Below are 19,053 nucleotides of genomic sequence, written 5' to 3'. Positions count from 1 at the left end.
CCCCGCGTGTGGTGCGTCACTTCATGTAATCCGTCAGTGCCGAGATCGTGGCGATGTCACCCTCGATCTTCACCTCGTCCTCGGCATGCCGCGCCTTGGTGAAGTCCAGATGGTTCGAGATCCGCGCACACGCGTCCAGCAGCGTCTTGAGGTGGGTCTGCCACCGGTCATTCACCTTGAGCAGCGCGGAACCACTGGTGAACTGCCCGTTGGTCAGCGCGATCGCCGCGTCGTGGGTGGCGGGACGCGCGTGGTCCCCGTCCTTGGAGAGCTGGACCCGCAGTTTGTACGCGTCGTTACCGATACGGCCCAGGTCGTCGCGGTTGACCACCAGATCGCCCTGACTTCCGTTCCCGGGTGCCCCGGGAGCCTGATTGAGTCGCATCTCGGTGGACTGTCTGCCGGCCGCGTCCGACTTCAGTCGTTCCCACTCGTCCCACGCCATCTGTGGCGTCCTTCCTCCGAACTCGCCCTCAAATGAAGCCCTTTGAATCCCTCCGGCGCAACGTAGCAATCGGAGAAGGACGGTTACAACGGGTTCCGGGCCGGTGGCGGCGAGTCGCCGGCAGCCGTATGTCCACAGCGGCCCGTCGCCGCCCGGGGCCGCGTGCGCCGGCCATAGCGGGAGGAGCCGGACGGGTATACCCGCCGCGTTCCGCCGCTATGCCATCCGGGCCCGGGTTTCTTCCTCTGAGTGGCTGAATTTTTGTTGATCGTCGGGCAGCCGCCCCCTCGGGGGGCCTACCCTTCAACAGGTGAACCAGTTGATGTCCCGCGAGTCCGAAGCCGACCTCTCCGGTGAGTCCAGCGCGGCGGCGCTGCCCGGCACGTTGTCCGAAACACTGCGTACCGAGCTGATCGCCTTCCGCCGCGACATGCACATGCACCCGGAGCTGGGCAACCAGGAGTTCCGTACGACCGCCGCCCTCAAGCACCGCCTGGAGCAGGCCGGCCTCGTACCGCAGGTGCTCAACACCGGCACCGGGCTCTTCTGTGACATCGGCACGCGCGACGGTACGAGCGCCACCTCCGGCGTACGCCCCATGCTCGCCCTGCGCGCGGACATCGACGCACTGCCCATCCCGGACACCAAGGCCGGGGTGGCCTACCGCTCCACCGTGCCCGACCGGGCGCACGCCTGCGGGCACGACGTGCACACCACCGCCGTTCTCGGCGCCGGGCTGGTTCTCGCCGAGCTCGACCGGGAGGGGCGGCTGCCGCAGCCGGTGCGGCTGATCTTCCAGCCCGCCGAGGAGGTGCTGCCCGGCGGCGCGCTCGACGCGATCGAGTCCGGGGTCCTGGAGGGTGTCGGCCGGATCATCGCGGTGCACTGCGACCCGCGCGTGGACGTCGGCACCATCGGCCTGCGCACCGGCCCGATCACCTCCGCCTGCGACCGGCTGGAAGTCGCCCTCGACGGCCCCGGCGGCCACACCGCCCGCCCGCACCTGACCACCGACCTGGTCACCGCCGCCGCGAAGGTCGCCACCGAGGTGCCCGCGCTGCTGGCCCGCCGGGTCGACGCCCGGTCCGGGCTGGCGCTCACCTGGGGCCGGATCGCCGCCGGGCACGCCTGCAACGTCATCCCGCAGCACGCGGAGCTGTCCGGCACCGTCCGCTGCCTGGACCTGAAGTCCTGGCGCGAGGCGCCGGACCTGGTGCACGCCGCGATCGACGAGATCTCCGCGCTCTACCACGCCAAGTCGCAGATCAACTACGTACGCGGGGTCCCGCCGGTCGTCAACGACCTGGTGACGGCCGAGCTGCTGCGCGACGCCCAGACCGCGCGCCGCGGCGCGCAGTCGATCGAGGACACCGAGCAGAGTCTCGGCGGCGAGGACTTCTCCTGGTATCTGGAGCAGGTCCCCGGCGCGATGGCGCGGCTCGGCGTACGGACTCCGGGCGACAGTGCCCGGCGGGATCTGCACCGGGGGGATTTCGACGCGGACGAACGGGCGATTCAGGTCGGCGTGGAGCTTTTCACCGCCGCCGCGCTGATCGACGGCGACCGTTCGTAACCGGCCGTGTGCCTTCGCGTAATCGGACGTCGCGGCGCTGTTCGCGACGATCCGATAACGGCTGCCGTACAGCGCTTTATATGACATCTACGCGCGTTACGATCGCGGCGAAACCAGCGCCGGAAGAGGCGCTTAGGTCGCTTTGAAGGAGCCTCCCTTGCGCCGGATCACCAGGATCGCAACCGTGGGCGTCGCATCCGCGGCGCTCGCGCTCACCGCCACCGCGTGTGGCAACACCTCCTCCTCGGACGCTGCGTCCGACTCGAAGGAGAAGAAGGTCGCCATCGCGTACGACGTCGGCGGCCGCGGTGACCAGTCCTTCAACGACGCCGCGTACGCGGGTCTGGCGAAGGCCGAGAAGGACCTCAAGGTCAAGGGCAACGACGCCGAGCCGTCCGACGGTGAGTCGGACGCCGACAAGGTGCAGCGCCTGACCGAGCTGGCCCGTTCCGGCAACAACCCGGTGATCGGCGTCGGCTTCGCCTACGCCCCGGCCATCAAGAAGGTCGCCCCGAAGTTCCCGAAGACGACCTTCGGCATCATCGACGACTCGTCGGTGACCGGTAAGAACATCGCCAACCTCGTCTTCAACGAGGAGCAGGGCTCCTACCTCGCCGGTGTCGCGGCGGCCAAGGCCACCAAGTCCAAGACCGTCGGCTTCATCGGCGGTGTCGAGACCCCGCTGATCAAGAAGTTCGAGGCGGGTTACGCGCAGGGCGTCAAGGACACCGACCCCTCGGTGAAGGTGCTCTCGCAGTACCTGACCCAGCCGCCGAACTTCGACGGCTTCTCCAAGCCGGACCTCGGCAAGGCCGCGGCGCAGGGCCAGCTCGACAAGAAGGCCGACGTGATCTACGCGGCGGCCGGTCTGGCCGGCTCCGGCTCGATCGAGGCGGTCTCGGCCGCCGGCAAGTGGAGCATCGGTGTCGACTCCGACCAGTACAAGCAGGCCGGTCTCGCCCAGTACAAGGACAGCATCCTGACGTCGGTCACCAAGGACATCGCCGACGCGGTGTTCGACCTGATCAAGTCGGTCGAGGACGGCAAGCCGCAGAACGGTGAGATCCGCTACGGCCTGGACAAGGACGGCGTCGGCCTCACCGAGTCCAACCCGGCCTACGTCAAGATGACCGAGGTGACCGCCGCGGTGGACAAGGCCAAGCAGGACATCGTCGACGGCAAGATCACCGTCAAGTCGGCTCCGTAGCCGTCTCGTGCACGGGGCCCGGAGTGGCGGCGATCGGCCATCGCCACTCCGGGCCCGCTGCTCTCCGTGTGGTTCTCCGTAAAGTTCTCCGCAGGGTTCTGCCCAGGGCTCTCCGTAAGGCTCCCCGTAAGGTTCGCCACAGGATTCTCCGCAAGATCTACGCTCACGATTCGGCAGCGCTACGCGTGTAGACGCCTCTCTGGCGCGATAGCTTCACCCCCGCCCTGCCCTCCGTCCCGCCCCAGCTCCTTTCCGGCCAAGGAGAGTGCGTCATCAACGCGTCCAGCAGTCCCCCCGCCGTAGAACTGCACGGCATCACCAAGCGGTTCCCCGGCGTCGTCGCCAACCACGACATCGGCATCACCATCGGCAAGGGCACCGTCCACGCCCTCGTCGGCGAGAACGGTGCCGGCAAGTCGACCCTGATGAAGATCCTGTACGGCATGCAGAAGCCGGACGAGGGCACCATCACCGTCGACGGCACCCAGGTCACCTTCAACAGCCCGGCCGACGCCATCGCCCGCGGCATCGGCATGGTGCACCAGCACTTCATGCTGGCCGACAACCTCACCGTCCTGGAGAACGTCGTTCTCGGCGGCGAGAAGCTGCACGGCATCGGCCAGGGGGCGCGGAAGGCGATCAACGAGATCTCCGACGCGTACGGCCTCGGGGTCCGCCCCGACACCCTCGTCGAAGACCTCGGCGTCGCCGACCGCCAGCGCGTGGAGATCCTCAAGGTCCTCTACCGGGGCGCCCGCATCCTCATCCTCGACGAGCCCACCGCGGTCCTCGTCCCGCAGGAGGTCGACGCGCTCTTCGACAACCTGCGGGAGCTGAAGGCCGAGGGCCTGACGGTCATCTTCATCTCGCACAAGCTGGGCGAGGTGCTGTCCGTCGCCGACGACATCACCGTCATCCGGCGCGGTACGACCGTGGGCACGGCCGACCCCGCGAGCACCACCACCAAGCAGCTCGCCGAGCTGATGGTCGGCAGCGAACTCCCCTCGCCCGAGACCCGCGAGTCCACGGTCACCGACGTACCGGTGCTCACGGTCGCGGACCTGCGCCTGACCGCCACCGACTCCGACGGAGTCGTCCGCGACGTGCTCTCCGGGATCGGCTTCACCATCCACCGCGGCGAGGTGCTCGGCATCGCGGGCGTCGAGGGCAACGGCCAGACCGAGCTGATCGAGACGCTGATGGGCCTGCGCGACGCGGACGGCGGCGTGGTCACCCTCGACGCCGCCGACATCTCGCACGCGCCCACCCGCAAGCGCCGCGAGGGCGGTATCGGCTACATCCCCGAGGACCGGCACCGGCACGGGCTGCTGCTGGAAGCGCCGCTGTGGGAGAACCGTATCCTCGGTCATGTGACCGAACGCCCCAACAGCCGGGGCGGACTCCTCGACCCCAAGGCGGCGCGCGCCGACACCAAGCGCATCGTGGTCGAGTACGACGTCCGCACCCCCGGTATCGACGTCACGGCCGCCTCCCTCTCCGGCGGCAACCAGCAGAAGCTGATCGTCGGCCGCGAGATGAGCCACACCCCGAAGCTGCTGATCGCCGCCCACCCGACGCGCGGCGTCGACGTCGGCGCGCAGGCCCAGATCTGGGACCAGATCAAGGCCGCCCGCCGCGACGGGCTCGCGGTGCTGCTGATCTCCGCCGACCTGGACGAGCTGATCGGGCTCTCCGACACCCTGCGCGTGATGTACCGCGGCAGGCTCGTCGCCGACGCGGACCCCGCGACCATCACCCCGGAGGAGCTGGGTACCGCCATGACCGGCGCCGCCACCGGCCATCTTGAGGCAGCCCCGGAGGACGAGGCCCGATGAAGAAGTTCGACAAGGACCGGCTGATCCTGGGCCTGGCAGGCCCGGTGCTCGCGCTGGTCGTCGCCATCGCCCTCACCACGGGGGTGCTGCTCGTCTCGGGCACCAACCCGTGGGAGCCGTACCGGATCATGTTCGAGTCGGCGAGCTACGTCGACGTACAGGTCCTGATCATCAACCAGGCCGGTACGTACTACCTCGCCGCGCTCGCCGTCGCCGTCGGCTTCCGGATGAACCTCTTCAACATCGGGGTCGACGGCCAGTACCGCCTCGCCGCGATGATGGCGGCGCTCGTCGGTGCCAGCGTGAATCTGCCGGGACCGTTCCAGATCGCGCTCATCGTCATCACGGCGATGCTCGTCGGCGCCTTCTGGTCCGGCATCGCCGGCATCCTCAAGACCACCCGCGGGGTGAGCGAGGTCGTCTCCACGATCATGCTCAACTCGATCGCCACCAGCCTCGTCGCCTGGCTGATCCTGCCGAAGAACTTCGGTGAACAGCCCCCCGGTTCCAACAACCTGACGACGGGCGAGATCCCGGAGTCCGGCTGGTTCCCCGGAGTGTCCATGGGCGCCGAGGCCGGTGAGATCTACGGTTTCACCTTCGTCGCCGCGCTCTGCGGTGTCATCTACTGGTTCGTCCTCGGCCGCACCCGCTTCGGCTTCGACCTGCGCGCCACCGGCGCCAGCGAGAGCGCCGCGCAGGCGTCCGGCGTCGACGCCAAGAAGATGGTCCTCACCTCGATGCTGATCTCCGGCGCGGTCGCCGGCCTGGTCGGTATGTCGACGCTGCTCGGCGACACCCACACGTACAGCCTCGACTTCCCCACCGGTATCGGCTTCACCGGCATCACCATCGCGCTGCTGGGCCGCAACCACCCGCTCGGCATCGCGTTCAGCGCGCTGCTGATCGCGTTCCTCGACAAGTCGTCCGCCTCTCTCGACCAGTACGGGTACGAGAAGGAGATCGCGACGATCATGCAGGGCCTGATCGTGATCTCGGTCGTGGTCAGCTATGAGCTGGTCCGCCGGTACGGGCTCCGCCGCCAGCAGCAGAAGGTCGGCGAGGAACTGGCGGCGGGTGGCGCCATCCGTACAGAGGCCGACTCCGATTCCGACGCCGGCTCCGATTCCGTATCCAAGAACGACAAGGGGGCTGCCCTGTGAGTACCAGCACCGTCACCGCAGCGAGTGCGGCTCCCAAGAAGGGCGGCGGGCGGCGCAAGCTCACCCTCCCCGTCATCCTGCTGATCATCGCGGGCGCACTGGCCCTGATCTCCCTGGTCCGGCTGATCAGCGGCGCGGAGGACATCACCTCCGTAGGACAGGTGGCCGGCGCGCTCGAACTCGCCGTCCCCATCGGCCTCGCCGGACTCGGCGGCCTGTGGGCCGAGCGCGCGGGCGTCATCAACATCGGCCTCGAAGGGATGATGGTCCTCGGCACCTGGTTCGGCGCCTGGGCCGGATTCCAGTGGGGCCCCTGGGTCGGCGTCCTGTTCGGCATCCTCGGCGGGGCGCTCGGCGGTCTGCTGCACGCGATCGTCACCGTCACCTTCGGCGTGAACCACATCGTCTCCGGTGTGGCCATCAACATCCTCGCCGTGGGCGTGACCCGCTACCTCTCCAACTTCACCTTCGCCGACGAACCGGGCGGCTCCTCCAAGCAGTCTCCACGCATCGACTCGATCACCGAGATCACCATCCCGGGACTCGCCGACGGGCTGGCAGATCTCCAACAGAAACACTGGTTCCTGATCTCCGACATCGCCGGAGTGCTCGGCGGTCTGGTGACGGGCCTGTCCCTGCTGACGATCGTCGCCCTGCTGCTGATCCCCGCCACCTGGTGGATCCTGTGGCGTACGTCCTTCGGACTGCGGCTGCGCTCCTGCGGCGAGAACCCGATCGCCGCCGAGACGCTCGGTGTCAACGTCTACAAGTACAAGTACATCGCCGTCACCGTCTCCGGCGGCCTCGCCGGACTCGGCGGCGCCTTCCTGGCCATCGTCGCCACCGGCATCTACCAGGAGAACCAGACCGGCGGCCGCGGCTACATCGGTCTCGCCGCGATGATCTTCGGCAACTGGATGCCGGGCGGCATGGCGCTGGGCGCCGGGCTGTTCGGCTTCACCGACAGTCTCAAGCTGCGCGGCGGCGCCGAGAACGTGCACGCCATGCTCCTGCTGCTGGCGATCCTGCTGGTGCTCGTCGTGGGCTGGCAGCTCTACAAGCGCAAGTACGTCTCGGCGGTCATCTCGGCGGTCGTCTCCGCGCTGCTGTTCACCTGGTACGCCCTGACGGACCAGGTCCCGAGCCAGTTCGTGGACGCCGCCCCGTACGTGACGACGCTGCTCGTCCTCGCCCTGTCCGCGCAACGGCTACGCATGCCCAAGGCCAACGGCATGATCTACCGCAGAGGCCAAGGCACATGACCGGCACCGCCGCCGATGACGGCGGCGTGGACTGGGAGGCCCTGCGCGCGGCGGCCCGGGACGCCATGTCCCGCGCCTACGCGCCGTATTCGGGCTACGCGGTCGGCGCCGCCGCCCTGGCCGACGACGGCAGAACGGTCACCGGCTGCAACGTCGAGAACGCCTCGTACGGCCTCGGCCTGTGCGCCGAGTGCGGGCTCGTCTCCGCGCTCCACACCTCGGGCGGCGGCCGGCTCACGCACTTCACCTGCGTGGACGGCGCGGGCGCGCTCCTGGTGCCGTGCGGCCGGTGCCGGCAGTTGCTGTACGAGTTCGGCGGCCCCGGACTGCTGCTGGACACCCCGGAGGGGGTCCTCCCGCTCGCCGAGATGCTGCCCCAGGCCTTCGGCCCGCAGCACCTCACCCAGAACGTCTAGAACGTCTGAACGTAAGGAAACCCATGGACGTCATCTCCGTCATCCGTACCAAGCGGGACCGCGGCGAGCTGAGCCCCGAGCAGATCGACTGGGTCATCGACGCCTACACGCGCGGTGACGTCGCCGACGAGCAGATGTCGGCCCTCGCCATGGCGATCCTGCTCAACGGCATGAACCGCACGGAGATCGCCCGCTGGACCGCCGCCATGATCGCCTCCGGCGAGCGCATGGACTTCTCGTCGCTCTCCCGCCCCACCGCCGACAAGCACTCCACGGGCGGCGTCGGCGACAAGATCACGCTGCCGCTCGCCCCGCTGGTCGCCGCCTGCGGCGCGGCCGTTCCGCAGCTCAGTGGACGCGGCCTCGGCCACACCGGCGGCACCCTCGACAAGCTGGAGTCCATCCCCGGCTGGCGCGCCCGTATCTCCAACGCTCAGATGCTGGCCGTACTGGACTCCGCCGGCGCCGTGATCTGTGCCGCCGGTGACGGACTGGCCCCCGCCGACAAGAAGTTGTACGCGCTCCGCGACGTCACCGGCACCGTCGAGGCGATCCCGCTCATCGCCTCCTCGATCATGTCCAAGAAGATCGCCGAGGGCACCGGCTCACTCGTCCTGGACGTCAAGGTCGGCTCCGGCGCCTTCATGAAGACCGTCGAGGACGCCCGCGAACTGGCCTCGACCATGGTCGGCCTCGGCACCGACCACGGCGTGCGCACCGTCGCACTGCTCACCGACATGGCCACCCCGCTCGGCCGCACCGCGGGCAACGCCCTGGAGGTACGCGAGTCGGTCGACGTCCTCGCGGGCGGTGGCCCGGCCGACGTCATCGAGCTGACGCTCGCCCTGGCGCGCGAGATGCTCGACGCCGCCGGTCTGCCGGACGCAGACCCGGCCAAGGCGCTCGCCGACGGCTCGGCCATGGACGTCTGGCGCCGTATGATCGCGGCCCAGGGCGGCGACCCGGACGCGGCGCTCCCGGTGGCGCGCGAACGCCAGGTGATCACCGCGCCGTCCTCCGGTGTGCTGACCCGCCTCGACGCGTACGACATCGGCGTCGCCGCCTGGCGCCTGGGCGCGGGCCGGGCCCGCAAGGAGGACGTGGTGCAGGCGGGCGCCGGCGTCGAGCTGCACGCCAAGCCGGGGGACACCGTGACGGCGGGTCAGCCGCTGCTGACGCTGCACACCGACACCCCGGCGAAGTTCGACTACGCGCTGGAATCGCTGACGGCGGCGTACGACATCGCCCCGTCCGGTACGGCGTTCACGCCGGCCCCGATCGTGCTGGACCGGATCGCCTGACGGGTTGTGTGTTCCGTCCTCAAGCGCCGGACGGGCCCAACTGGGCCCGTCCGGCGGGCATTTCAGGCCCGTCCGGCGCTTGAGGACAGAACCGGCCCACCGGCCGGACCCGGTGAGCGACTGCGATGAGTTCCGGACGTCGCCCCGGTCTCATTGGACGTGGAAGCCACCAAGACGATCCTCCTCGCCCTGCGCGGACCGATCACCGCGGCCGACGTCCCGCAGCTCTGCGACCAGTTGGCCGCACGGCTGAGGGACAGCGGCGCCACCGACGCGGTCTGCGACGTCGGCGCGCTCGGCCGCCCGTCCGTCGCCACCGTGAACGCCCTGACCAGACTGCAACTCGTCGCTCGCAGAGCCGGTTGCCGGATGCGGCTGCGCGGCGCCGGGCCCGAGTTGCTTCTGCTGCTGGAGCTCGTCGGCCTGACGGACGTCGTCCGGGCCGACGGGCCGCCCCGCGGCGGCCCGGTCGAGACGGGCCCCGACCCGCCGCTCGTCAGAAGGCCGTGAGGCTCTGCTCCGCCCAGATCGTCTTGCCGGTGTACGTCTGGCGGGTGCCCCAGCTCCGCGTGAGCTGCGCGACCAGGAGCAGGCCGCGGCCGCCTTCGTCGGACGTACGGGCCCGGCGCAGATGGGGGGCGGTGCTGCTGCCGTCGGAGACCTCGATGATGAGGCTGCGGTCGCGGATCAGCCGAAGGCGGATGGGGGCTTCGCCGTACCGGATCGCGTTGGTGACCAGTTCGCTGACGACCAGTTCGGTGACGAACGCCGCGTCGTTCAGGCCCCAGACGTCCAGCTGCCGGCAGGCGTCCTTCCGGGCCTTGGCGACGGCGGTGGCGTCGTGCGGCACGTCCCAGGTGGCGACATGGGCCGCGTCCAGGGCGCGGGTACGGGCCATCAGCAGTGCCACGTCGTCGGCCGGGCGGTCCGGGTCCGGGAGGAGCGCGCGGAGCACGTCGTCACACCGGTCCTCCAGGGACGGGGCCGGCCGGGCCAGTACTTCGCGCAGCGTGTCGAGACCATGGTTGACGTCACGGTCACGGGCTTCGACCAGACCGTTGGTGTAGAGCGTGAGGACGCTGCCCACCGGCAGTTCCAGCTCGGTGGCCTCGAAGGGGAGACCGCCGAGCCCCAGCGGTGGGCCGGCGGGGATGTCGAGGAACTCCACGGCCCCGTCCGACCTCGCCAGCGCGGGTACCGGATGCCCGGCACGGGCCAGCGCGCAGCGCCGGGTGACCGGGTCGTAGACCGCGTACAGACAGGTGGCGCCGATGCCGCCGGTCGGATCCTGCGCGCTGTCGGCCTCGGCCGCCAGGTGGATGACGAGATCGTCCAGATGGGTCAGCAGCTCGTCGGGCGGCAGGTCGACATCGGCCAGGGTGCGCACGGCGGTACGCAGCCGTCCCATGGCGGCGGAAGCCTGGATGCCGTGACCGACCACGTCACCGACGACCAGGGCGACGCGGGCGCCGGAGAGCGGGATCACGTCGAACCAGTCACCGCCGACGCCCGCCCGCGCGCTGGCGGGCAGATAGCGGGAGGCGACCTCGACCGCGACCTGCTGGGGGAGCCGGCCAGGCAGGAGACTGCTCTGGAGGGTGAGCGAGGTACGGCGCTCGCTGCTGTAACGGCGGGCGTTGTCGATGCACACAGCGGCCCTGCCGGTGATGTCCTCGGCCAGCAGCAGGTCGTCCTGCTGGAACGGCTCCTGGTGCCGGTGCCGCCAGAAGGTGGCGACGCCGAGGGTGATGCCGCGGGCCCGTATCGGCACGGCCAGCACCGAATGGAAGCCGTACTTCCGCACCCGCTCGGCCTGCTCCCGGGCGTCGTGCTCCCACGCGGCCAGCGCGGCGGGGGTCAAGGCGCGGATCAGCGACCGGCCCGTGGCCAGCGACTCGGCCGCGGGCGAGGTGTCCGGGCAGGTGGTCACCGTTCCGGGCCGGACCACGGCCTCGGGGATGCCCTCCAGGACGGACTGGGCGGCGACCCGGCGCAGCCTGACGGGGCTGCTCGGCGGGCCGGTGGGAGGGTCTTCGCCGCCTTCGACGGAGGGGAGCAGGTCGACGGTGACGAAGTCGGCGAACCGCGGGACGGCCACATCGGTGAGTTCCCGCGCGCTGCGGGCGAGATCCAGACTGCTGCCGATACGGACACTGGCCTCGTTGAGCAGGGCCAGCCGCTCCCGGGCCAGGTGCTCCTCGGTCGTGTCCTGCCCGACGACGAGCACCGCCCGCGCCGTCCCTCCGTTGCCCCGGACGGGGACGAGGGACAGCGTCCAGACGCTCTCGCCCTGGTGGCCCGACAGCTGAGGCGAGACCTGCACCTGGTCCGGCCTGCCGGTCTCCAGCACTCGGCGCATGAGCCGCTCCGTCCGGATGCTCCACGGGCCGGCCACGATCTCCGACACGAGCAAGCCCCGCATCGTCTCTTCGGACAGACCGACGACACGTTCCATCTCCGTGTTCGCCAGGCGCATCCGCAGGCTGGTGTCGTAGAGCGCCAGGGCGGCCGGGGACTCGGCGAACGCCCACTTCAGCAGCGCGTCGTCCTGGGCGGGCGACGGCCGGTGGGTCAGGGCGCAGACCAGGAACCACCCACCGTCACCGTCACCTTCACCGGCACCGTTGTCGCTGTCCGGCTCCCGGTGGTGGGCCAGCAGATTCACCGTGAGGCGGTGGCCGTCCTGGTGGCGCAGCGCCACCTGCCCGTTCCACCTCGGGAGCGTCTTGAGGGACCGTACGGTCCCGGCGTCCGGTTCCTCGGCGAGCAGCCCGCCCGCCGGCCGGCCGACGATCTCCTCGGGCGGGTAGCCGAGGAGCCGCCGGGCTCCCTCGCTCCATCCCGTGACCGTGCCCCGCGGGTCCACGCTGACTCTGGCCGTGGCCGCCGCCGCGACCGGATCCTCCGGCCACGGCCCCCAGTCCTCGCTGGCGGTCCCGGATCGCGTCATCGTGCCCTTCCCGCCGTCACCTCGATCCTTCCACCATGAGCCGCGCCCGCGCCGGGAGCAAACGCAGCCGCTGGTGCGGTGGCCGGGTCGCGCGGCCCACCGGGCGGACCCACCGGGCGGACCCACCGGACGGACCCACCGGACGGACCCACCGGACGGACCCACCGGACGGACCCGGTGGGCGGACCGGTGGGTGGCCCACCGGACGGACCGGGTGACCCTTCCTAGCTCGCTTCCTTCTCCAGCCGCGCCGGGAGGTCGAACAGCGGGAACCACCGCTCGGTGTCCAGGAACGAGGTGATCCCCGTGACCTGGCCCCCCTCGATCTCGATGACCATCAGCGCCCACGGCACATACCCGTCGCCGTCCGGGCTCGGGTGGTAGTGCGCGAACGCGGGCGTGCCGTTGGCGACCGTCGCCACCAGCTTGGAACCGCGGCAGATCTCGCCGACACCGAGCATCCAGCCCGCGATGTCGTCGTGCCCGCGCAGCCACAGGTCGTACGGGGGCATGGAGAGCGTCGCGTCCTCATGGAGGAGCGCGGTGAGCGCCTTCATGTCGTAGCCCTCGAAGGCGGCCACATACCGCTCCAGGAGCGCTTTTTGCTCCTCGTCGAGCGGGTTCGCCGCGTCGGTCGCGGCCGGTTCCGACTCGGCGATCGTCGCGCGGGCCCGCTGGAGCGCGCTGTTGACCGAGGCGACCGTCGTCTCCAGCAGCTCGGCGACCTCGCTCGCCTTCCACGCCAGCACCTCGCGCAGGATCAGCACGGCACGCTGCTTCGGCGGCAGATGCTGGAGCGCGGCGACGAAGGCGAGCCGGATCGTCTCCCGCTCCACCGCCGTCTCCGCCGGGTCGACCACCGACGGCAGCACCCGGCCGTCGGGCACCGGCTCCAGCCAGGTGACCTCCGGGCGTGCGTTCAGCTTCGCCTGGGACACCGGGGTCGCCTCCGTCAGATCCATCGGCCTGGCACGGCGGTTGCCCGCGTTGAGCATGTCGAGGCAGACATTCGTCGCGATGCGGTAGAGCCAGGAGCGCAGCGACGAGCGGCCCTCGAACTTGTCGAAGCTCCGCCAGGCCCGCACCATCGTGTCCTGCACGGCGTCCTCGGCCTCGAACGCGGAGCCCAGCATCCGGTAGCAGTAGCCGGTCAGCTCGGTCCGGTGTTTCTCCAGCCGGGAATCAAGATCCTGCGTCGTGGCCGTATCACTCATCGATGGTCACCCCAGTAGCCCCCTTCGAACCCATTCCCCCGGAAGCTACCCCAGCCCACTGACAATCGGCACGGTACGGCGGAAACTGCCTGGTCCAGCCCATGCCCCCAGCCCCGTTCGAGGGTGCCCGGCCCAGGGACAGCCCTTAGGGCGTGTTGCGAAGGTCGCGCCGTCCGCCCGAGGGGCGGGGCCGACGGCGTCTGGTGCGTGCGATCGCAAGGCGGAGGATCGTTCTCGTACTGGACGTACTTGGATGATTCCGACAACGCGGCGAGTGCGCGTGCCAGGCGTCGTCGGCCAGGCGGGACTTACGAAACATGCCCTAGCGGCCGGCCGCCACCACCGGGGACCGTCGCGCCACGCGGGCCGCGTGTGTCCCGTACAGCGTCACCGAGACCACACCCAGCACCGCGAGCAGTCCGAGCGCCACCGTCGCACCCCAGCCGCCGGTGTGGAACGCCACGGCGCCCAGCGTGCCGCCCGCGCTGCTGCCCACGTAGTACGCGCTCTGGTAGAGCGCCGACGCCTGCGCGCGGCCCGTCTTCGCCGTGCGGCTCACCGCCGACGAGGCGACCGCGTGGCCCGCGAAGAAGCCCGCCGTGATCAGGACCAGGCCGAGCAGTACGGCGCCGAGCGAGTCGGTCAGCGACAGCAGCAGCCCCGACGCCGTCGTGCCGACCGCCAGATACAGCGCGCCGCGCCGTCCCAGCCGCGCCACCAGCTTCCCGGCCGCCGCCGAGGAGACCGTACCGACGAGATAGACCAGGAAGATCGAACCGATGACACCCTGCGGGAGGTTGAACGGCGCCTCCACGAGCCGGAATCCGATCGCCGTGTAGACCGCGCCGAACACGGTCATGAAGAGCGCGCCGATCGCGTACAGCCTGCGCAGCAGCGGGTCGGCCAGATGAGCGCCGACGGTCCTCGCCAGCGCCCGCGGGTTCAGCGTCCCCGGCGTGAAGTGGCGGGCCCTGGGAAGCAGCAGGCGGAAGGCCACCGCGCACACCAGGGCGATCAGTCCGACCGCCGCGAGCGCGGCCCGCCAGCCCCACAGTTGGCTGATCCAGCCGGCCACGATCCGCCCGCTCATGCCGCCGATGCTGTTGCCCGCGACGAACAGTCCGATCGCGCCGACCAGGGCCTTGGGCCGTACCTCCTCCGCGAGGTACGCCATCGCGGAGGCGGGCAGCCCGGCCAGCGCCGCGCCCTGGACGGCGCGCAGCGCGATCATCCATTCCAGGTTCGGCGCGAACGGTACGAGCAGTCCGACGGCCACCGCGACCGTCAGTGAGGCGGTCATCAGGGTGCGCCGGCCGAAGCGTTCGGACAGCGCGCTGAGCGGCAGGACGAACAGCGCGAGCGCCCCGGTGGCGGCCGACACCGTCCAACTGGCCTGCCCCGCCGTCACACCGAAGTCGGCGGAGATGGCGGGCAGCAGCGCCTGCGTGGAGTACAGCAGCGCGAAGGCGGCGACCCCGGCGGCGAAGAGCCCGAAGCTCATACGGCGGTAGCCGGGGCGGCCGGGGGTCAGGGATTCGGCGGGCGCGGGCGCCGTGGACGCGGAGGCGAGGGCACCCGTGGTGACGGGCGCCTCGGTACTGAGGTGGGGCATACGACGAACGTACGGACACCGATCTCATGCGTCCAATGCATGGAATTGTCATAATCGTTCCCATGGTGCATCAACGCAGGCCCAGGCCCCGGCTGTCATCGGGCAGTTACGCACAAGACACCGTCCCGTCGAACGCGGCACCGGCCGGACCGCCGGGCACACCGCCCACCGCCGGCCTCGACCCCGAGTCCTGGTCCGCGCTACTGGCGCCCCGCCTCGCCCAGTTCGCGGGCGTCGCGCGCCACGAACACGTCACCCGCGCCGCGCACGACATGAACGTCCCGCAGTCCACGCTGTCGCGCGCCATGGTCCGGCTCGAACAGGACCTGGGCGTCGCGCTGTTCGCCCGCAAGGGCCGTACGGTCTCGCTCACCCCCGCCGGCCGCGCCTTCCTCACCTCCGTGGAAGGCGCGCTCGCCGAGGTGGAGCGGGCGGCCGAATCCGTACGGGCCGACGCCGACCCCGCGTCGGGCAAGGTCGCCTTCGGCTTTCTGCACACGATGGGCTCCGAGACCGTCCCCGAACTGATCCGCGCCTTCCGCGCCGACCATCCGCGCGTCCGCTTCCAACTCGTCCAGAACTACGGCGAGGCGATGCTCGCGGGCCTGCGCGCGGGCGAGTTGGACCTCTGCCTCACCTCCCCGGTCCCCGAGGCGCCCGACCTGGTGGCCCGCCGCCTGGACGAACAGCGGCTGCGCCTCGTGGTCCCCGACGACCACCGGCTGGCCGGCCGCCGGCGCATCCGTCTCGCCGAGGCGTCCGACGAGACGTTCGTGACCCTCGAACCGGGTTACGGGCTGCGCCGGATCACCGACGACCTCTGTGAGGAGGCCGGGTTCCGGCCGCGTGTCGCCTTCGAGGGCGAGGAGGCCGAGACGCTGCGCGGCCTGGTCGCGGCGGGTCTCGGCGTCGCGCTGCTGCCGCCCCCGGCGGTGGCCCGCCCCGGTGTCGTGGAGCTGACGGTCACCGCGCCGCGCGCCGTCCGCGAGGTCGGTGTCGCCTGGCTCGACGGCCACCCCGACACCCCGCCGGTGGCGGCCTTCAAGCGCTTCCTGCTCTCGCGCCGGGGCCATCTGCTGCCCGACTGACCCGAGTTGACGCCTCCCACGGCCGAGCCGCCCACGGCTGAACCCCCCACGGCGGGACGCCTACGGCCGCAGCGACCGCCCGAAGCCCGCCGCCAGTGGCATCCGCAGCCCCAGCGGCGGCGGCGCGGCCAGCGCGTCGGCGACGGGCCGCGAGTACGTACGCGAGAGCAGCGCCCCCAGGACGAAGTCCGTCGCCAGCGCCAGGACTTCGCCGTGGTGCTGGCGCAGCGCGTGCCCGTCCGAGTGGACCTCGAAGCGGCAGGTGTGCCGGTTGGCCTTCCGGGCCCGCTCCGCCAGCCGGAGCGACAGATCCGGGTCGCTGCGCTCGTCGTTGGTGCCGTGCACGATCAGCACCTGCCTGCCCGCCAGTTGGGCCACCGGCTCCGGCTCACCGCCCGCCGTCCCGTCCGGCAGCCAGGGCGCCATCGCCAGCACGGAGCTGACCGCCGGATGCCCGGCGGCCCGCAGCGCGGCCCGCCCGCCCATGCCGTGCCCGGCCAGACAGACCGGCACGTCGCCGTAGCGCCGTACGACCTCGTCCACCGCCCACCCGGCGTCCGCCGAGAGCTGCGCGTCGGCGCCGTTCCAGCCGCGCGAGCGGTAACGGACCAGATGCACCAGCAGCCCCTCGCCGGCGCCCGCGCGGGCCAGCGTCCGCGCCAGCGGCAGCATCGACGCGTAGGCGAGGGCCGAGGGACCGCGTGCGGACACCGGTTCGCCCGGCGGCAGTACGAGCACCACCCCGCCCACCTCCGGTGGGGCGGTCGGCGCGGAGACCGCCCGCCCCAGCCGTGCCCGTGCCTGCGTACGGCGCCCGCGCGCCCCTGCGCCGCGCCCCGGCGTGCGCCCGCCGAGGCCGGGAACTGCCCGCTGTCCCATGGCAGAACAGTCTCAGAAGGTGAGGTGTACGCCACCCGTACACACGGTCACTGTTACGTATCGGCGAGAGGTGATCTACGCGCGTAGGCGTTAGGCTGCCCAGATGACGAGCCAGACCTACCGACCGCCTACGGCCGACCAGATCCGCCGCGCCCCCAAGGTGCTCCTCCACGACCATCTCGACGGGGGCCTGCGCCCCGGCACGATCGTCGAGCTCGCCCGCGAGACGGGCTACGAGGGCCTTCCCGAGACCGAGGCCGACAAGCTCGGCCTCTGGTTCCGCGAATCGGCCGACTCCGGCTCGCTGGAGCGGTATCTGGAGACCTTCGCGCACACCTGCGCCGTCATGCAGACCCGCGACGCGCTCTTCCGGGTCGCCGCCGAGTGCGCCGAGGATCTGGCGCGCGACGGCGTCGTGTACGCGGAGGTGCGCTACGCCCCCGAGCAGCACCTGGAGGGCGGCCTCAGCCTCGAAGAGGTCGTGGAGGCCGTCAACGAGGGCTTCAAGGAGGGCGAACGGCGCGCCCGCCAGGCAGGCCGCCGGATCCGCGTCGGCGCCCTGCTGACCGCGATGCGGCACGCGGCCCGCGCCCTGGAGATCGCCGAACTCGCCAACCGCTACCGGGACTCGGGCGTCGTCGGCTTCGACATCGCCGGCGCGGAGGCGGGCTTCCCGCCCACCCGCCACCTCGACGCGTTCGAGTTCCTGAAGCGCGAGAACAACCACTTCACCATCCACGCGGGCGAGGCGTTCGGCCTCCCGTCGATCTGGCAGGCACTCCAGTGGTGCGGCGCCGACCGGCTCGGCCACGGCGTGCGCATCATCGACGACATCGAGGTCGCCGCCGACGGCTCGGTGACACTGGGCCGGCTCGCCTCCTACGTACGCGACAAGCGCATCCCGCTGGAGCTGTGCCCGAGCTCCAACCTCCAGACCGGTGCCGCCTCGTCGATCGCCGAACACCCCATCGGCCTGCTGCGCAAACTGCACTTCCGGGCGACCGTGAACACGGACAACCGGCTCATGAGCGGGACCAGTATGAGCCGTGAATTCGAGCTGCTGACCGAGGCGTTCGACTACACGCTCGACGACATGCAGTGGTTCTCGGTCAATGCGATGAAATCAGCATTCATTCCTTTCGATGAACGACTGGCCATGATCAACGACGTGATCAAGCCCGGATACGCCGAGCTGAAATCCGAATGGCTGTTCACGCAGACCGCCACGACCAGCGAGTCTCTGGGCTGAGCAATCCGATCAACGCCCCACGGAAGCGGACGGAAGCGGGCCGGGACACACTGTCCGGCCCGCTTCCGGGTGTTTGCGGGCGGTGCGCGGCGATGACTAACTTGCAGGGCCGCTCACATTCCCCATTCCCCAAGGGACGTAATTCCTCATGAAGCAGTCCGCTGCCAAGACCCTCGGCGTCGCCGCCCTCGGTGCCGCCTTCGCCGCCACCGCCGCCGGTGGCGCGTCCGCCGCGCCCGCGGTTCCGGACGCCGGCGCCGCCCTGGACGGTGTCACGCAGAACCTGCCGACGGAGTCCCTGACCGCCGGCCTCCCCGACGGGACCTCCGAGGGCCTGACCGCCGCCCGCGGCGCGGTCGGCAGCGGCGTCGGTACGATCCAGCAGACCGCCCCCACGGCCCTCTCCGCCGTCACGGCCGCCAACCCCCTCACGGGCCTGCTGGGCGGCCTCCCGGTCGGCACGCTGCCGCTGGGTTAGGTCCTGCCGCCAATCGCTCGCGGCGGGACACTTGTTGTGCCCTCGATCGCCGGGCGGCCCGCACCCGCGGCCCGCCCGGCGATCGCGTACGAACCGCCGCTACCAGGCCGTGCTCGCCGCACGCCTCTCGTTCGGCAGGAACACCCACAGCGCGATGTACAGCAGGATCTGCGGGCCGGGCAGCAGACACGAGGCCAGGAAGATCACACGCATCGTGGTCGCGGAGGTGCCGAAGCGCCGTGCCAGCGCCGCGCACACTCCACCGATCATGCGTCCCTGACTCGGGCGGGCAATCGCGGACATGATGGGCTCCTTCGCGAGTCCGTCGAGGGAGCCTCCTGATGTGCTCCCGATGACTCCATGGTGGCCCGGAGCGACCGG

Annotated in this window: 17 protein-coding genes; 11 read left to right on the top strand and 6 right to left on the bottom strand. The window is 70.9% G+C overall.

The features are described 5' to 3' along the window. Nucleotides 1-16: 16 nt before the first annotated feature. On the bottom strand, nucleotides 17-445 hold the full coding sequence (locus OG700_RS13600) for a hypothetical protein (protein WP_405613228.1): 429 nt from the start codon (nucleotides 443-445) through the stop codon (nucleotides 17-19). Nucleotides 446-767: 322 nt separating this feature from the next. Here OG700_RS13600 and OG700_RS13595 point away from each other — a divergent pair, with 322 nt between their 5' ends. The 8 genes from OG700_RS13595 (at nucleotide 768) to OG700_RS13560 (ending at nucleotide 9,712) form a co-directional block, all read left to right on the top strand. Beyond that, nucleotides 768-2,018 carry an amidohydrolase gene (locus OG700_RS13595; protein ID WP_405621688.1) on the top strand — a complete coding sequence of 417 codons (1,251 nt, stop codon included), beginning with the start codon at nucleotides 768-770 and terminating at the stop codon, nucleotides 2,016-2,018. A gap of 157 nt (nucleotides 2,019-2,175) precedes the next feature. Beyond that, complete coding sequence (locus OG700_RS13590) at nucleotides 2,176-3,225, top strand: BMP family protein (RefSeq protein WP_405613226.1); 1,050 nt, start codon at nucleotides 2,176-2,178, stop codon at nucleotides 3,223-3,225. A 305-nt stretch (nucleotides 3,226-3,530) separates the two neighbouring features. Next, nucleotides 3,531-5,060 carry an ABC transporter ATP-binding protein gene (locus tag OG700_RS13585; protein WP_405621685.1) on the top strand — a complete coding sequence of 510 codons (1,530 nt, stop codon included), beginning with the start codon at nucleotides 3,531-3,533 and terminating at the stop codon, nucleotides 5,058-5,060. Continuing rightward, nucleotides 5,057-6,223, top strand: a complete 1,167-nt coding sequence (locus tag OG700_RS13580) for an ABC transporter permease (protein ID WP_405613224.1) — start codon at nucleotides 5,057-5,059, stop codon at nucleotides 6,221-6,223. Before OG700_RS13585 ends, OG700_RS13580 begins: the two co-directional genes overlap by 4 nt. Beyond that, nucleotides 6,220-7,485: an ABC transporter permease gene (locus tag OG700_RS13575; protein WP_405613222.1), complete on the top strand. Its 1,266-nt coding sequence runs from the start codon at nucleotides 6,220-6,222 to the stop codon at nucleotides 7,483-7,485. The genes OG700_RS13580 and OG700_RS13575 overlap by 4 nt, the downstream gene beginning before the upstream one ends. Further along, on the top strand, nucleotides 7,482-7,901 hold the full coding sequence (locus tag OG700_RS13570; RefSeq protein ID WP_405613220.1) for a cytidine deaminase: 420 nt from the start codon (nucleotides 7,482-7,484) through the stop codon (nucleotides 7,899-7,901). Before OG700_RS13575 ends, OG700_RS13570 begins: the two co-directional genes overlap by 4 nt. Before the next feature lie 23 nt (nucleotides 7,902-7,924). Further along, complete coding sequence (locus tag OG700_RS13565; RefSeq protein ID WP_405613218.1) at nucleotides 7,925-9,202, top strand: thymidine phosphorylase; 1,278 nt, start codon at nucleotides 7,925-7,927, stop codon at nucleotides 9,200-9,202. Nucleotides 9,203-9,361: 159 nt separating this feature from the next. After that, nucleotides 9,362-9,712, top strand: a complete 351-nt coding sequence (locus OG700_RS13560; RefSeq protein ID WP_405613216.1) for an STAS domain-containing protein — start codon at nucleotides 9,362-9,364, stop codon at nucleotides 9,710-9,712. Here the strand turns inward: OG700_RS13560 and OG700_RS13555 are convergent. From OG700_RS13555 to OG700_RS13545, 3 genes are all read right to left on the bottom strand, one after another. After that, nucleotides 9,699-12,152 (bottom strand): SpoIIE family protein phosphatase, encoded by a 2,454-nt coding sequence (locus OG700_RS13555; protein ID WP_405613214.1) that lies wholly within the window; start codon nucleotides 12,150-12,152, stop codon nucleotides 9,699-9,701. The genes OG700_RS13560 and OG700_RS13555 overlap by 14 nt on opposite strands. 224 nt (nucleotides 12,153-12,376) lie before the next feature. Beyond that, nucleotides 12,377-13,366: a sigma-70 family RNA polymerase sigma factor gene (locus OG700_RS13550; protein WP_405613212.1), complete on the bottom strand. Its 990-nt coding sequence runs from the start codon at nucleotides 13,364-13,366 to the stop codon at nucleotides 12,377-12,379. A 322-nt stretch (nucleotides 13,367-13,688) separates the two neighbouring features. Next, nucleotides 13,689-14,978 (bottom strand): MFS transporter, encoded by a 1,290-nt coding sequence (locus tag OG700_RS13545; protein ID WP_405613210.1) that lies wholly within the window; start codon nucleotides 14,976-14,978, stop codon nucleotides 13,689-13,691. A gap of 62 nt (nucleotides 14,979-15,040) precedes the next feature. On the opposite strand from OG700_RS13545, the gene OG700_RS13540 reads away from it, so the two are divergent. After that, nucleotides 15,041-16,066: a LysR family transcriptional regulator gene (locus OG700_RS13540; protein WP_405613208.1), complete on the top strand. Its 1,026-nt coding sequence runs from the start codon at nucleotides 15,041-15,043 to the stop codon at nucleotides 16,064-16,066. Nucleotides 16,067-16,126: 60 nt separating this feature from the next. On the opposite strand, the gene OG700_RS13535 is transcribed toward OG700_RS13540, so the two are convergent. Beyond that, nucleotides 16,127-16,807 carry an alpha/beta hydrolase gene (locus tag OG700_RS13535; RefSeq protein WP_405621683.1) on the bottom strand — a complete coding sequence of 227 codons (681 nt, stop codon included), beginning with the start codon at nucleotides 16,805-16,807 and terminating at the stop codon, nucleotides 16,127-16,129. A 241-nt stretch (nucleotides 16,808-17,048) separates the two neighbouring features. On the opposite strand from OG700_RS13535, the gene OG700_RS13530 reads away from it, so the two are divergent. Both OG700_RS13530 and OG700_RS13525 read left to right on the top strand, forming a co-directional pair. Next, a complete protein-coding gene (locus tag OG700_RS13530) occupies nucleotides 17,049-18,194 on the top strand; it encodes an adenosine deaminase (protein WP_405613206.1) in 1,146 nt (381 codons plus the stop codon). Nucleotides 18,195-18,342: 148 nt separating this feature from the next. Further along, on the top strand, nucleotides 18,343-18,672 hold the full coding sequence (locus tag OG700_RS13525; RefSeq protein ID WP_405613204.1) for an ATP-binding protein: 330 nt from the start codon (nucleotides 18,343-18,345) through the stop codon (nucleotides 18,670-18,672). Nucleotides 18,673-18,771: 99 nt separating this feature from the next. Here OG700_RS13525 and OG700_RS13520 read toward each other — a convergent pair whose 3' ends face one another. After that, nucleotides 18,772-18,975 carry a PspC domain-containing protein gene (locus tag OG700_RS13520; RefSeq protein ID WP_405613202.1) on the bottom strand — a complete coding sequence of 68 codons (204 nt, stop codon included), beginning with the start codon at nucleotides 18,973-18,975 and terminating at the stop codon, nucleotides 18,772-18,774. Between the last annotated feature and the right edge of the window lie 78 nt (nucleotides 18,976-19,053).

It is taken from the genome of Streptomyces sp. NBC_01508 (assembly GCF_045040315.1).
In the GTDB taxonomy this organism is placed as follows: domain Bacteria; phylum Actinomycetota; class Actinomycetes; order Streptomycetales; family Streptomycetaceae; genus Streptomyces.
Note: the sequence above shows the minus strand (reverse complement) of the source record. Positions and strands in the feature narration are given on the sequence as shown.